Consider the following 15,014-nt stretch of genomic DNA (forward strand, 5'->3'; position numbering starts at 1 on the left):
CGAAACATCGAGGAAGATAAATTGGCTGCATTGTTGAATGCGCTGCTGCGATACAGGGGCTTTGTCGTCGGCAGCGTGAAACGCGAATTCCAGACACGTTATCGCACGAGCATGCTCGGCGCGTTGTGGCTCGTGCTGCAACCGTTGGCGTTGATCGTCGTGTATACGGTCGTGTTTTCGGAGGTGATGAAGTCGAGGCTGCCGGGCGTGCAGAGCACGTTCGGCTACAGCATTTACCTTTGTGCGGGCGTATTGACGTGGGGGCTTTTCGCCGAGATCGTTTCGCGCGCGCAAAGCGTCTTCGTCGACAATGCCAATCTGCTGAAAAAGCTCAGCTTCCCTCGCATCGTGCTGCCCGTGATCGTCACGTGTTCCGCGCTGATGAACTTCGCGATCATCTTCGGCCTCTTTTTGGTTTTTCTTATCGTCACGGGAAACTTTCCGGGCGTCGTATTCGTGGGCCTCGTGCCGCTGCTGTTGACGCAGGTCCTTTTCAGCATCGGGCTCGGTATCACGTTGGGGGTGCTCAACGTTTTTTTCCGCGACGTCGGTCAATTCATGGGCATTCTTCTGCAGTTCTGGTTCTGGTTCACGCCCGTTGTCTATCCGTGGCATGCGCTGCCGGAGCAGGTCAGACCATTGATCCGGCTCAACCCGATGGCGCGATTGATCGAGGGATACCAGACGATCTTCGTGAACCGCCTTTGGCCCGACTGGTCGCTCGTGTGGCCTGTCTTTGTGCTCGGTGTGCTGTTTTGCCTGCTTGGAATGCATCTTTTTCGGCGGCATGCGGCGGAAATGGTCGACGAGCTGTAGTGCGTCCGTTGTGCGCGCAATATGCGCGCGATAGGCGCCGTTGCGGCGAGCCGCTGGCTTTGAGCGTTTTTGGCAAGGAGCGCTCGGCTATAATTTGCGGCGTTCGATTTCGGTATTTTGATGATTCTTCGCGGAATATGGCGCGGAGATCAGCTTTCCAAAGGAGAGGGAATGACAAGGGCAGTCGTAACCGGCATCACCGGTCAAGATGGTGCGTATCTGACGCAATTGTTGCTCGAGCGCGGGTACGAAGTCTTTGGCACGTACCGGCGTACGAGCTCGGTGAACTTCTGGCGCATGGAAGAGGTGGGCGTTCTCGATCACCCCAATCTGCATCTTGTCGAACACGATCTGACCGATCTCGGCGCCTCCATTCGCCTCATCGAAATGGCGAAGCCGCGAGAAGTCTACAACCTCGCTGCGCAAAGCTTCGTCGGCGTCTCGTTCGATCAGCCCGGCACGACGGCGCAGATCACCGGCGTTGGCGCCTTGAATCTGCTCGAAGCCATTCGTATCGTTGACCGCTCGATTCGCTTCTATCAAGCATCGACGTCTGAAATGTTCGGTAAGGTGCAGGCCGTTCCGCAAAAGGAAGACACGCCGTTTTATCCGCGCAGCCCCTATGGTGTGGCCAAGCTGTATGCCCACTGGATCACCGTGAATTACCGCGAGTCGTACGACATTTTCGGATCGAGCGGCATCTTGTTCAATCACGAATCGCCGCTGCGTGGGCGCGAATTCGTCACGCGCAAGATTACCGATTCGGCGGCGAAGATTTCGCTCGGCAAGCTCGACGTACTCGAGCTGGGCAACCTCGACGCCAAGCGCGATTGGGGTTTCGCAAAAGAGTATGTCGAGGGCATGTGGCGCATGCTGCAGGCTGACGAACCCGATACGTTCGTGCTGGCCACCAATCGGACGGAGACCGTGCGCGATTTCGTCTCGATGGCATTCAAGGCAGTCGGTACCGAATTGAAGTGGCGCGGCGAAGGCGATAAAGAGGAAGGCGTCGACGTTGCCAATGGCAAGGTACTCGTGCGCGTGAACCCGAAGTTCTACCGGCCGGCCGAAGTCGAGCTGCTGATCGGCGATCCGGCGAAGGCAAAGGCCAAGCTTGGCTGGGAGCCGAAGACGTCGCTCGAAGAACTGTGCAAGATGATGGTGCAAGCCGATCTGCGTCGAAACGAAGCCGGCTTCTCGTTCTGACCGGATGAAGCGAGAGGGCGTTTCGGCGCCCTCGAGCCCGCGCCGATTCGAGCCTGGCCGAGAAGAGGCCGGGCCTTTTCCTCACAGCGTCCAACGCTTCGACTCGTAACCGCGGACCCGATCTCATGGGTAGTATTTCCGTACAAAACGTCAGCAAGGCCTACAAGCAATATTCGTCGCGTTTCGGGCGGTTGCTCGAATGGGTCGCGCCGGGGCATGCCGTCAGGCATCAGCTCAAATGGATATTGCGCGATGTCAGCTTTGACGTGAAGCAGGGCGAGGCCGTGGGCATCGTCGGTATCAATGGCGCGGGCAAGAGCACGTTGCTGAAAATGATTACCGGCACGACGCAGCCCACGCGCGGCAGCATCAGCGTCCACGGACGCGTTGCGGCGATGCTCGAGTTGGGGATGGGTTTTCATCCCGACTTCACGGGCCGCCAGAACGTCATCATGGCAGGGCAACTGCTCGGTCATCCGGTTGAAGAGATCATGGCGAATATGCCGGCGATCGAGGCGTTCGCTGAAATTGGCGATGCCATCGATCAACCGGTGCGGGTCTATTCGAGCGGCATGCAGATGCGCCTTGCATTCAGCGTGGCCACGTTCCGCCGCCCCGACATTCTCATCGTGGATGAAGCGTTGTCTGTCGGCGATGCCTACTTCCAGCACAAGAGCTTCGATCGCATCCGCTCCTATCGCGAGCAGGGCACGACGCTGATGATCGTCTCGCACGACAAGACGGCGATTCAGTCGATTTGCGATCGCGCCATTTTGTTGAACGAGGGACGCCTGGAAAAGCAGGGCGAGCCCGAAGAGATTTTCGATTACTACAACGCGCTGTTGGCGGACCGCGAAGGCAAAACCGTCAAGCAGGTGCGCGGCGAGGATGGCAAGACGCGAACCGTCTCGGGCTCCGGCGAGGCCACGGTCGACGCCATTCGTCTCGTCGATGCCGACGGCAAGAGCGTCGAGGTGATCGATGTGGGGAGTCACGTGGCGCTGGAGGTGGATGTTTGCGTTCACGAGAACGTGCCCGACCTCGTGCTCGGATATGCGATCAAGGACCGGCTCGGTCAGCCGATATTCGGCACCAATACCAGTTTTCTTGCGCACGCGCGTTCAGCGTATGCTGCGGGCGAGCGCATCAAGTACCGGTTTGCGTTCACCGCGAACCTCGGTGAAGGGAATTATTCGATCGCCGTGGCGTTGCACGCCGGCGCTACCCACGTCGAAAAGAATTACGAGTGGCGCGATCATGCGATCGTTTTCCAGGTGCTCAATATGTCGAAAAAGAAATTTGTCGGCTGCGCTTGGATGGAGCCGGAAGTGAGCACCGTGAACTATCAACTATAGAAAATTCGGGGACCTATGCTGTCAGACGATTTTTACCGGGCGCTCGAAGATCGCTTTCGGGGAAGCCGGGAGACGATCAAGGCGCGGCAGAGCGTTTATTTGCCGGTCGTCGAGGCGCTGCATGCAAAGGTGCCCAAGCAAGTGCTCGACGTGGGATGCGGGCGGGGTGAGTGGCTCGAGTTGTTGAAAGAAAGCGGCGTTCCTGCTGAGGGGATAGACCTCAACGAGGAATTCGTCGACGCGGGGCGGGCTGCTGGGTTGATCGTGCGAAAGGCCGATGCAATGCAGTTCCTGGCTGCGCAAGCCGAGAACACGTACAGCCTGCTTAGCGCGTTCCACGTGGTCGAGCATTTGGGCTTCGATAACTTGCTGGCGTTTCTGAAAGAGGCGTATCGCGTTGTCGACGAAGGCGGCGCGATTCTTCTCGAGACGCCGAACCCAGCGAACTTGGTGGTCGGCGCATGCAATTTCTATATCGATCCGACCCATGAGCGGCCGATTCCCTCGGTACTCCTAAGCTTTGCGGCCGAGTATTCCGGGTTCGAGAGCGTTGTGGTTGTTCCAGTCAACCGCGGTGCGCTTCAGCGCGATCTGGAGTTGATGCCTGCCGAGCTGGCTGGAGCAACGATTATTAACAAAGTTGTCTCGACGATCGACGACAATTTGATGCAAGCACCTGACTATGCGGTGATTGCATTCAAACGGCGCGACTCAGGGCTCGAGCAAGCTGCACAGGCGTTGGTGAGCGGGTCCTCGCTCGCTGTATCCAAAAGCGAAGAGGGGAGCATGGAGCTGCTGAATCTGACCGTTGTGGAGGCTCAGGCCGAAATGCGCAGATGGCAGGAGCGCGCGTATCAAGCGGAGATTCAAATCCGTGAACTTGAGCTCAGGCTGAGCGAAGCGGAACGCCGAGCGGAAGCCGAGAGGTTCAAGATCGAACAGCGTGCGGCAACGGCCGAGATGGAGATTCTGAGGTTGCAGGATCACATCAATGCAATGTATAGCAGCAGCAGTTGGCGGCTCTCCGCGCCCCTGCGGATCGGCGGGCAAGCGCTTCGGAAGGTTGGGCTGTCGCCGTCCGGCGTCAAGCCTCGCGTCAAACTCGTTCTTTTACACGCTGCGGCGTATGTGCGCTGCCGTCCGGTACTGAAGGCTCGCATCTCTGCCGTTCTGACGAAGTTTCCTGCGCTGCGTTCCCGCCTGGTGAATGTGATCGGGTCCGATGCGCTTCGCGGTGTCGGCGCTGGTGTCGACGACGAGATCGATTCCGTCGATCGTTTGACGGCCCGGGGCCGAAAGATCCATTCGGATCTGACTGGCGCAAAAGATCGCAATACCCCTTAAATCAAAGTTAGGACGACTATGCGCATCGTATTGGACCTTCAAGGCTGCCAATCCGCAAGCCGGTTCCGAGGGATCGGCCGGTATAGCATGGCGTTGGCGCAGGCGATCGTTCGGAATGCAGGGCAGCACGAAATATGGGTGGTCCTGAGCGATGCCTTTCCTGATTCGATAGAAAGCATTCGCGCATCGTTTGCTGGGCTCCTTCCCAGCGAGCGCATCGCCGTTTTTGCTATGCCATCTGTGACGCCCTATCAGGGGCTGGGCAATTGGCGCGTGGCCGCGGCCCGACTCATTCGCGAATATGCGATTGCGGAGCTGGAGCCGGACCTGGTCCATATCAGCAGCTTGTTCGAGGGATATGTCGACCAATCGACGAGCTCGGTCAAGGCGTTCGATGCGAATGTCGTTACGGCCGTTACGCTCTATGACCTCATCCCGTTTCTCAATCCTGAGCGTTATCTCGCGGATCCCGGCGTCAGACGGCATTACTACGGAAAGATCGATGCCTTGAAGCGGGCGGATGTCCTGCTCGCCATTTCTCAGTACTGTGCGGAAGAAGCGTCCCGAGAGCTTGGGATTCCTGGCGAGCGGATCATTAACATCTCGTCGGGTGTGTCGGGCATCTTCAAACGGGTCGAGTTTTCTGAGCAAGCGGTACGCGACCTATACCAACGGTATTCGATCGAGCGCCCATTCGTGATGACGACGGGCATCGTGGAGTCGCGCAAGAATCTGGAGCGACTGATCGTCGCCTATTCCAAGCTGCCGATCGAGGTGCGGCATCAGCATCAGCTGTTCCTCGCATGTCAGGCAACTGAAGCGCAGGCGGTCAAGCTGAACGGGATCGCGAAAGCGAACGGACTACGCCATGACGAGATGGTGCTGGGCAGTTATATTCCCGACGACGATCTCGTAGCGCTCTACAATCAGTGCCGGTTGTTTGTTTTCCCTTCGCTCCACGAGGGTTTCGGTCTTCCGGCGCTCGAGGCGATGGCGGCCGGTGCCGCCGTGATCGGCTCGAATACCACGAGCATCCCTGAAGTCATCGCGCGGAACGACGCATTGTTCGACCCGCTCAACGTCTCTCAGATGACATCGATGATGCGTCGGGCGTTGACCGATGATGAATTCGCGGCGTCGTTGCGAGAAGATGCGATCGCGCGCGCGAACCGTTTCTCGTGGGATGAGACGGGGCGTAGGGCGGTACGGGCATTCGAAGCGGCGGTCGAGGCGCGGAGTGCCGGCATTAGCGCGGCGGAAAGTGCGACGGCCAACCTGCACCATAGTCGCGAATCGGCCGACAATCGTTACCATCGATTGATCGAGGCACTTAGAAAACTCGATGCCTCCGCGATGGGATTGGACTACATCGCGGCTGCGGATGCCATTGCGGCGAACCAGCGTACCAACCGGGACCGTCAGTTGTTGGTCGATGTATCGGTGCTGTCCGAAGTCGATGCAAAATCTGGCATTCAGCGGGTCACGCGAGCGATCCTTCGCCAACTGATGACCGCTGCCCCCACGGGGTGGAAGGTGCGGCCCGTGAGACTGGAGCGCTCGACGATGGGCTACCGATACGCCAATGAGTTTTGGCGTGGGCTCGATTTTGCATCGGACGCGCCGACAGAGGGCGATGACTGGGTCGATACGCAGTCTGGCGACGTGTTTTTCGGTCTCGATCTGGTGGCAGACCGCATACCTCAAGCCGAGCGGTGGTTTCTCAAACAGCGGCGGCGAGGAGTGCACATTTACTTCGTTGTCTACGATCTCTTGCCGGTAAGACGCCCCGAGTGGTTCCATGAGGGCATTGCCGGCTGTTTTCCGCCTTGGCTCAAAACTATCGCTACGGTTTCCGATGGCTTGATCGGCATTTCGCGTGCGGTCGCGGATGATCTGGAGGACTGGCTCGACTCGGCTGGGATCGAACGTCTGCGTGAACTGAAGCTGGGGTACTTTCATCTTGGGGCTGACATTGAAAACAGCCAGCCTTCGAAAGGGTTGCCTGACAATGCGCCTCAACTGTTGGCGGCGATGCGTTCGAAGCCGACGTTCCTCATGGTGGGGACGGTAGAGCCACGGAAGGGGCACGATCAGGCGATAGCCGCATTCGATGCACTCTGGGCTGCCGGTATTGACGTCAATCTCGTGGTGGTGGGCAAGGCAGGGTGGGGCTTGAATGGCTTCGACCGCATGCTCCGCGAGCACCCCGAGGCCGGCAAACGCTTTCTGTGGATCGATGGGGCGAGCGATGAGTACCTGGATCAGATCTATGGAGCAGCGACATGCCTGATCGTCGCGTCGAAGGGGGAGGGGTTCGGCCTGCCGCTTATCGAAGCCGCACAGAAGGGCCTGCCCATTATTGCTCGCGATATTCCGGTTTTCCGCGAAGTTGCAGCTGAGCATGCGCTTTATTTTGACGGCGAAAGTGCGGATACACTCGCGCAATGTGTGCGAGAATCACTGCGGCTGCGTGAAACCGGCACTATGCCGCCGTCGACCGGGATGGCATGGTTGAGGTGGGCAAAGAGCGCGGATCAAGTGAAAGACATACTTTTCGAAAACAAGTGGTACAAAAGTTGGCGCTCGTGTGTCTGCGTCGACTAGCGGTTGAAGTACTGCACACGAATGTCGGACCAGGACGCTAAGCGGGCAGAGAACCCTGCTAGCTGCATTGCTCATCCCCCTAGGCGACCTCACGCTCGCCGCTTTGGTACAGGAGAGTATATGTTCATGCTGAGGCGCAGAAACGAGATTGAAAAGGCGGTAGCGCCGCCTCTTCAACTCTCCAAGAAAACGGATAACGAGTACACGATCGACTCATTTCCACTTCGTCCTCCCTTGCCTTTGCCAGAGGGCACGACCAAGGATGAACTATTTGATTGGTTGAAGTCTGTTCGTGAGGCGCAAGCGCCGGAGTCTATCCGCGAGTACTGCATTCAGGACTTTGAGCGATTCGTTCACACATATGGGTTGGTGCGCCGAGCATTAGCCGGTTCGGGCGACGGTTGCCGCGGGCTTGAATTAGGTGCTAATCCGTACTTCACGACGATGCTCTTGAGGTGTTTTACAAACGCCGAATGGACGCTTGCAAATTATTTCAGTCCTGATTTTCCCAACGGGATTAATGCTCAATGTGTTTTGCATAACGAATCGATGGCGAGTCGCCGACTCATCTCAAGTGATCTGGAATTTCATCACTTTAATATTGAGCAGGACGCCTTTCCTTTTGAATCGCAGTCGTTCGACGTGGTTTTATTTTGCGAAATTATTGAGCACTTGCTGAATGATCCTTGTCGGGTCCTGTTGGAAATAAAAAGGGTATTGCGCCCTGGCGGAACGCTCGTGCTTACCACGCCGAACGTGGCTCGGTTGGAGAACGTGGCGCGCCTTATTTCCGGTGTAAATATATACGACCCCTATAGTGGTCATGGCCCGTACGGTCGGCATAACCGCGAATACAATAAGCATGAGTTATTTATGTTGTTGGGGTATCTTGGTTTTTCTGTTGATGAGATATTCTCGGCCGACGTGCACGAAAATTTGGCAGGTAATTTTACTGATGTGAATAAATTCGGGGGCTTGGTGGATTTCAGGCGACACGACTTAGGGCAATACATATTCATCCGAGCGAAAAACAAAGGTCAAGGTGGTGTAAAACGGCCAAAATGGCTGTATCGGTCATATCCGCAGTCCGAGTTGGATGAATAAGTCGCAAGCGCTTCGTGGGCGGATGGGGCGGAAATTGACGAAAAAGAATGTAGGCGGGATGGCGATTGTCGTCGTCTTTTTGACTTTTTCATACCTCTCGTTCGAACCGTACATAAAATCTGGTTTCTGGTACGACGATGTTGCGAATTGGCAGACGTGGGGTTTGGTCCATCGCCATGGGATAACCATCTCTGATTTTTCTTGGAGAATGGTTGTGCTCAGCTTGCAATCTGGTCGTATACTCGGTGCTTACGCCCAGATATACCCGTTCTTCTATTATATTCATGCGCCGGCAGTGGTCAAGTCGATCGATATTGGATTGGTCTTGATCAACGTGGCGCTGTTCGCGTGGCTATTGAGGAAACTCGGGGCAAGTGCGAGGCTTGTAATTGCTTTTGCAATGCTTGTTGTTGGCCTTCAATTGCAAATCAGGGATTTTTTCGATCCTGTCGGATCCTTCTCCACTCTTTATCCGAGCCTGGGTATCGAGCTATCGGTGTGCATGCTGTTGTTGGTGAAATGGCGAGAAACAGGACGGGCGAGTTGGCTGGCAGCGTCGTCTGCGATCGCGCTTGCATCAACATTTATTTACGAGCTTAATGTGCTGTATTTCCCGATTGCGCTCGCGTTCATTTTTGTTGAACGAAAGCGTATCGCTTGTCGGCGATCGGCATTGTGGCTCGTGGCGATCCCGTTGGTGCTCGTTGCGGCGATACAGATCGCTGTGAAGTGTCACGCGGTGGCGCTATACACGGGCACCGCTCCTGGGTCCGTATCGATGTTCGCGATGACGCTCGCAAAACAACTGATCGCGGGACTGCCGGGTAGCTTCTATGCCTTCCGTGGATGGTGGCAACTTCCTTATGATCAAGTCGTCTCGACGTTCCTTGGGGACCCTCGGAAATGGCTGCTTGCCGCCGTGACGTTTGCCCTAGCGTGGTTCTCAACCGGAGAGAAACGCGCCGTGCCGCGTCTCGCCTCGTTTTCATACGTGTGCTTCGGGGCGTTGATTTTCCTTCCTGCGGTAATGGTTGCACTCTCATCGAGATACCAGAAAGAGGTGATCTGGGGCGTGGGATACCTACCGGTGTACTTGCAGTATTTCGGCGTTGCCTTTTTTCTCGCCCGGGGGATCGAGTTGATTGGCACATCGATAGTCGCGCGCGTCTCGATCGCCATCGTCGTCGCCATACTCGTGCCGATGAATGTGATCGTTAACCAGCACACCCGTGACATCCTCGATGCGGGATTCTGGAACGACCAAGTGTCGCTCGCGTCGGCTATGCGCAACGGATTGATGGACTCGGTCAAGGACGGCGATATCATCGATACCCCTGGCTTGCCAGCGTGGCTTGGGGGAGACCTGATCTATCAGATCATCCAGAAGCGGGTCGTTGTATCGGGGGAGCAGACGTTTGGCTTCCTGCACGTTCTTCCGTCGCAATCTCCAAACTACTTCGTTCTCCAACGGGGCAACAATCACGGGTGGTCCCTCATTCCAGCGGACGGAATTCGATCGACAGCAATTCGAGACTAACGTCATTATGACAAAACAGTCTCATCTGTATGTCCGACGTGGGGCGTTCCAATAGGAAGGGCAACTCGATTGCCTCGATTTTTTCCCGCGAAAAGTCGGCGGTCGACGAGGTGATCGTTCTTGCATCCTTGGACACGCATATGTCGATCGTTGCTTGTCCGGACGGCCGTGACTTCGCGGAGAGATTGGCTCGGGCCACCCATCGTCCTGCTGGCAGGGCACAATATGGACCGAAAAATCCCCATCCGTTTGAGGCGCCATTGAGCTTGAGCGACTGACCTTCCTTCTGTCCGACGGTCGAGCCGATCATTACATCTCCCGCTGGCGTCGATAACCGGCTCGTGTCAAACCGCTGCGCCTCCCAGACGATTGCCGCCGCATGCGCGGTCGAGTCGTGTTTTGTACCCACCCAGCCCGTCGAGAGTAGCGCATGCCGGAAATACTCTTCGCTGAAGCCAAGTTCGAGCCATCCGTATTTCCTGATGGCCCACAGCGCTTCCCCGGCAAGGCGAATTCCCCACGGCATCGGAAAATTCTGCTCTATAGGCTCCCCGCCGAAATAGATGCGTCCGTCGTGGTTCACAGCCTTCTGCAGCGCCCGGAGGAGTCGGAGATGGTCGTCGCAGTGGTGAAAGGACTCATAGAAAATGACGGCGTCGTATGGATCATCAATCGTTTCGACCCACATGAAATCGGAATTGACGATATTGATCGGTACGCCGAGGCGGTCCGCCCTGGCGCGCAGCAGGCGACAATATCGTTCCTCGATGTCCACCGCAGTTATGTCGAAGCCAGCCTGAGCTAATGCAAGGCTCGTGTTTCCCCACCCAGGCCCAAATTCGAGAATACGGCCCCCGGGGGGTACACGCATCGCTCGGATGAGGGATCCGATAGCGAGAAGCTGGTTGCCAATCGTTTCGGTGTTCCGGGTGTTGTAAGGAAAAGGATTCTTGACGAGCGCGTCGACGTCAAACTTATGAGACTCATTCTCCAACGAGTACGGCTTGCCGGCGATGGAGGAGTAAAGTTTCTTCTGGTATCTCGCGTACTCGTCGCTGAAGGGGTCGTCGGGGACTCCTTTCGGTTCCATGCGGAACGAAAGGAAAATACTGCGTAGTTCTTGATCCGACGTAGCTGCGTTGCATTCCGCAATCTTGGCGTCCAGCTCTTCCAATGTGGTAATCGTCTGCATCGTGCCCTCTCTCATGGACGCCAATGATGTTACTCCGTCTTCAGAGTCCCGGTGTCTCCTCATCGTTGGCACCCTCGCCGCAGGCGACAACATAAATGCCGAGCCCCCAGGATATTGCTGCCATGCGAGTCTGGACTGCGCCTCAAGGCTTTCGGTTTCTGCTCACGGCAATGTTTCGATCGATAGTCGCTGCAGCCCTATGCCAAGCTTGCGCGTATCGGCGCTCATTCCCACGTCGTGCGGTGAAATGGGTTTCGCGGGGCGGATCTCGATCTTGTCAGTTGCAACGTGGTCGTCAAAGCGTAGAGCAAAGTCTTTCAAGGCCGGCGTCGGCACGAATTCCCGCACCTCATGCCCTACGATTACTTTCGTAGCGCCGCTGACATTAGGCTCAAATCCTTGGCAGCGAATATGCAGTACAAAATGCTTCGGAAGTGGCGCCACAAAAGTCAGCGTAACCGCCGGAGCAAGGTTCGCATCCGACCATCGGCCCCACGGCTCGAGATCCGAGAGACCCTTAACGTCGGACAGAAACGTCGGGACTGACGGGCGAGAAAAATCTATACCGTCGTGGAGCGTACCGACGGACCGTACACCAAGTCCGTCGACGATGAATCCCGCACGTTCCATGATCTGACGATCGGTCAGACCCTGCTGCGCAGGTACCGCATCGTTGTTGCCTTCTGCGACGAGGTCGAAGAATACCTGTTGATTGCTTCCACTGATTAGCACCGGCGGATGTCCGGTCGCGCTAGTTAAAGCGCGTTCAATCTGCACTCCACCGTCCGTGTACCCCCGGCGATCAAGATACACCCCTCGGAACCCAAGCTTGCGAATGACATCGATTTGCCGCTGGACAGATTCCTGTGAGAGCGCACGGAAGAAAAGATCGCCGTTTCTTCCTTTCATTAAACCGTAGCTCCATTTCAACGAGCGGGAGTGCAGGTAACCAAGCGCTTGATCGTACGCTTGCAATTTATTCAAGGGCGGCACTTCAGGGAAGGGCATGTACGGCAGTTGGTAGACCGCCGAGCCCGGGGGCAATCTGTTTTCGATCGACGCGACGAATCGAGCATCGTCTTCAAAAGTCGCTTTGTTTGCAGCGAAGCACGGTCCGCAGCCGGGCGCCTTTTGGTCCCAGACGGCAAATCCGGCAAGCGCAATGGCGAGTCCGATGATAGAGGCGTTGGAGAGACGATAACGGCCTGCCACACGATCGAGGCTCAACATCGCGGCACAAACGCTGGTGAACGCAACAAAGACGCTTGCGCGGTTCCACGCCCGGATCATCGGACTGATCAGCAAACTAAAGAGCGATGAAAAGCCGCCTATCGTGCAAAACAGGATCATGACCAGCGCGAGGGATGCCAGAAATGGCATGCTGTCGGATTCACCCGTCTTTTTTCGATGAAGGACGACCGACAGTAAGAGAATCAGAAAGCCCGCTGACGCGATCACGCCCCCGGCGGATGAATCGTTTTCGTTCACCAGAGGAAACGTGGTTGAGTAAGCCTCGTTTAATTCGGCAAACGGTTTGAATCGATGGTGCGGGCGCGGCAGCAGCATCTGTGCGATTTTGAGACCGTATCGCTCCGATTCGGCGGCGGATCGTTGGGCCGTTTCTTCGTTGACGCCGTGCGAGCCTCGATAGGCGAGATTCGGTGCGACGTTGGCGACAATTCCGATCGTCACGATCAAGGTGGCCAGGACGGATCGAATAAGAGGCGTGAGCGAGCGGGCGCGGGCAGCACCGGTTGCACCCCCCGTAAGCAACATGAGTACGCCGAAGAAAGCGTAGTAGACGCCGAAACAGGACAGCGCCAGGAGCGACGCGCCATAGACCGCCCGGTTCGCCCAGGGGCGCTCTTTGAAAAACTGTGCTCTTTGGCCTTGATAGATCCTGTAGGCGAACAAGGCAAAAATCGGCGCCGAGAAGTACCACGTATAGAGCAAGTGGCCCATTCGCATGAAGTGAAACGGCAATATCGCGAAAGCAAAGGCTCCGACAGCGCGGAAGGGCGTTTTGGACACGCCGAATCGCCCAAAGGCGTAGTAGGCCGCTAACGCATTGAGCGGGAAGCCGAGCAAATAGTAGATGTTGTAAGCCGCCCCGGCGCTGTGCGTAGCCATTCCGAATGCTTTGAGGAACAGCAGGCTTCCCGAATCGGGGATCGGATAGTCGTAAAGCGAGGCGCCAAAAGGGTAACCCAGTGCTTGGCTCTGGAAGACCCAGGGGTTTTCGATCAATCGCTTGATGAGGGTCAGCGTGAACAGGCCATCACCGGAATAAAACGCCGGGATATGCAGCTGGAATATCCTGCCGCCCACTGCAAGCCAACCGACGATCAGCGATGCAATGGCGACTGACCATGGAACGATTCGCGGCCAGAAAGCAGGTTTCTGCGCTGATGTGATCGGCGTCGTTTGGTTTGCGATTGGACTGCCCATTGGACGGCGTTCTCCTTTCTTCAAGCGGCTGGCGACGTCGATTGGGCGGCGATCTCATTGCCTGTCGCCGCGTTCGGCATCGCCGGGGTTCCGGCGATCCGTTCACGTTCGACTACCAATGGTCGCCTCTGCGCATACGTGAGAATCGCCCCAACGTACTCTCCCAGCAGCCCAATGAAAAACAATTGAACAGAGGAAAAGAAAAACAAACCGATCAGCATCGGTGCGCTGCCCATCGAGAAGCTGTTCCAGTACATGAGCTTCAAGACGAGATAGACGAACGATACGCAAAGACTCATCCCTGACAAGATGAAGCCAGCAATCGTCGCGAGCCTGAGCGGTACCTTCGAATGCGAGGTGATACCGAGCATCGCGATGTCATATAGCGTATAAAAGTTGTTCTTCGAGATTCCTCGTTTGCGTCGAGGCTGCACGTAGGGAATCTGCACGGCATCGAAGCCGATTTCGCAGATGAGCCCGCGGAAGTACGGGTATGGATCATCGATCTTCCTCAGAATCTCGATGACCTTGCGATCGTACAGGCCGAAGCCGGTGAAGTTTTGAATCAGCTTCACGTTGGCGATCCGCGTGACGAGGCGGTAGTACATCCTTCGCAGCGCAAAAAACAGCTGCGATTCCTTGGCCTCGGGTTTGACGCCAACGACGATCGGTGCACCTGCGAGCCATTTTTCGACGAATTCGCGCATCAGGTCGGGTGGGTCTTGCAAGTCGGCGACGAGCAATATCACTGCATCGCCTTTCGCTTGCAGAAGCCCATGCATCGGTGACCGGATGTGCCCAAAATTCCGAGCATTGACAATCACACTGACGGCCGGATCGCCGGCCGCGATCACGCGAAGCTTCGCGACGGTGGAGTCGGTCGACGCGTTGTCGATGAACAGGTGATCGTAGGTGATCCCGGGAATCGAAGAGAGAACGCGGCGCGCTTCGGCGTAGACCGCTTCCACATTCTCTTCCTCGTTGAAGCAGGGCGTGACGACCGTAATGTGCTTCATGGCAAGTTGAAAACGAATCGACGATTGAGGATAAAAGCAATGACGCTAAGCGGGACGAGCGTGATTGCGTTGGCGATGTACACGTTTGGCCACAGGCCGAGCAAGAGGCGAACGCCACCCAGGTTCAGCAGGTAGATGACGATATAGACACCAACGAATCGCCAGAACCGTGAGCGCGGCGCACCATTGAAAACCAGGCGCCCGATGCTTTGGAAATTGAATAGGACCCCACCGACGGTCGCAAGACCGATCGCGGCAGGGTAGGGCATGCCGAAGTACGTGAACGCTGCGAACAACGAATAGCCGAATACGGTGTTCAATCCACCCACGACCAAGAAGCGCAGGAGTTGCACGAACGTCGCCGCAGCGGTTTCGCGCTGAGGTAGGCTCAC

General features: G+C 56.6%; 11 protein-coding genes. 7 read left to right on the plus strand and 4 right to left on the minus strand.

Annotation, left to right across the window (positions count from 1 at the left end; genetic code table 11):
• Positions 1-21: 21 nt before the first annotated feature.
• The 7 genes from ACR9ZC_RS11265 to ACR9ZC_RS11295 all read left to right on the plus strand — a co-directional run bounded on the left by ACR9ZC_RS11265 (position 22) and on the right by ACR9ZC_RS11295 (position 9,966).
• Positions 22-816, plus strand: coding sequence for an ABC transporter permease (locus ACR9ZC_RS11265; protein ID WP_331572999.1), 795 nt, complete (start codon positions 22-24; stop codon positions 814-816).
• 171 nt (positions 817-987) lie between these two features.
• Positions 988-2,022, plus strand: a complete 1,035-nt coding sequence (gene gmd / locus ACR9ZC_RS11270; protein ID WP_481580334.1) for a GDP-mannose 4,6-dehydratase — start codon at positions 988-990, stop codon at positions 2,020-2,022.
• 125 nt (positions 2,023-2,147) lie between these two features.
• Positions 2,148-3,377 (plus strand): ABC transporter ATP-binding protein, encoded by a 1,230-nt coding sequence (locus ACR9ZC_RS11275; RefSeq protein ID WP_481580335.1) that lies wholly within the window; start codon positions 2,148-2,150, stop codon positions 3,375-3,377.
• Positions 3,378-3,392: 15 nt separating this feature from the next.
• Positions 3,393-4,721, plus strand: a complete 1,329-nt coding sequence (locus ACR9ZC_RS11280; RefSeq protein ID WP_481580336.1) for a class I SAM-dependent methyltransferase — start codon at positions 3,393-3,395, stop codon at positions 4,719-4,721.
• Positions 4,722-4,739: 18 nt separating this feature from the next.
• Positions 4,740-7,325 carry a glycosyltransferase family 4 protein gene (locus ACR9ZC_RS11285; protein WP_481580337.1) on the plus strand — a complete coding sequence of 862 codons (2,586 nt, stop codon included), beginning with the start codon at positions 4,740-4,742 and terminating at the stop codon, positions 7,323-7,325.
• 120 nt (positions 7,326-7,445) lie between these two features.
• The gene (locus ACR9ZC_RS11290; protein ID WP_481580338.1) at positions 7,446-8,429 is read left to right on the plus strand and encodes a class I SAM-dependent methyltransferase; all 984 of its coding nucleotides are present in this window, start codon (positions 7,446-7,448) and stop codon (positions 8,427-8,429) included.
• Positions 8,422-9,966, plus strand: a complete 1,545-nt coding sequence (locus ACR9ZC_RS11295; RefSeq protein WP_481580339.1) for a hypothetical protein — start codon at positions 8,422-8,424, stop codon at positions 9,964-9,966. The genes ACR9ZC_RS11290 and ACR9ZC_RS11295 overlap by 8 nt, the downstream gene beginning before the upstream one ends.
• Here the strand turns inward: ACR9ZC_RS11295 and ACR9ZC_RS11300 are convergent.
• From ACR9ZC_RS11300 to ACR9ZC_RS11315, 4 genes are all read right to left on the minus strand, one after another.
• Positions 9,923-11,158 carry a class I SAM-dependent methyltransferase gene (locus ACR9ZC_RS11300; protein WP_481580340.1) on the minus strand — a complete coding sequence of 412 codons (1,236 nt, stop codon included), beginning with the start codon at positions 11,156-11,158 and terminating at the stop codon, positions 9,923-9,925. The two genes, ACR9ZC_RS11295 and ACR9ZC_RS11300, sit on opposite strands and share 44 nt — an antisense overlap.
• 162 nt (positions 11,159-11,320) lie before the next feature.
• On the minus strand, positions 11,321-13,606 hold the full coding sequence (locus ACR9ZC_RS11305; RefSeq protein WP_481580341.1) for a DUF7024 domain-containing protein: 2,286 nt from the start codon (positions 13,604-13,606) through the stop codon (positions 11,321-11,323).
• 20 nt (positions 13,607-13,626) lie between these two features.
• Positions 13,627-14,622: a glycosyltransferase family 2 protein gene (locus ACR9ZC_RS11310; protein WP_481580342.1), complete on the minus strand. Its 996-nt coding sequence runs from the start codon at positions 14,620-14,622 to the stop codon at positions 13,627-13,629.
• Positions 14,619-15,014 (minus strand): GtrA family protein, encoded by a 396-nt coding sequence (locus ACR9ZC_RS11315; protein ID WP_331566967.1) that lies wholly within the window; start codon positions 15,012-15,014, stop codon positions 14,619-14,621. The genes ACR9ZC_RS11310 and ACR9ZC_RS11315 overlap by 4 nt, the downstream gene beginning before the upstream one ends.

The organism is Trinickia sp. HAY1-2D (genome assembly GCF_056754935.1).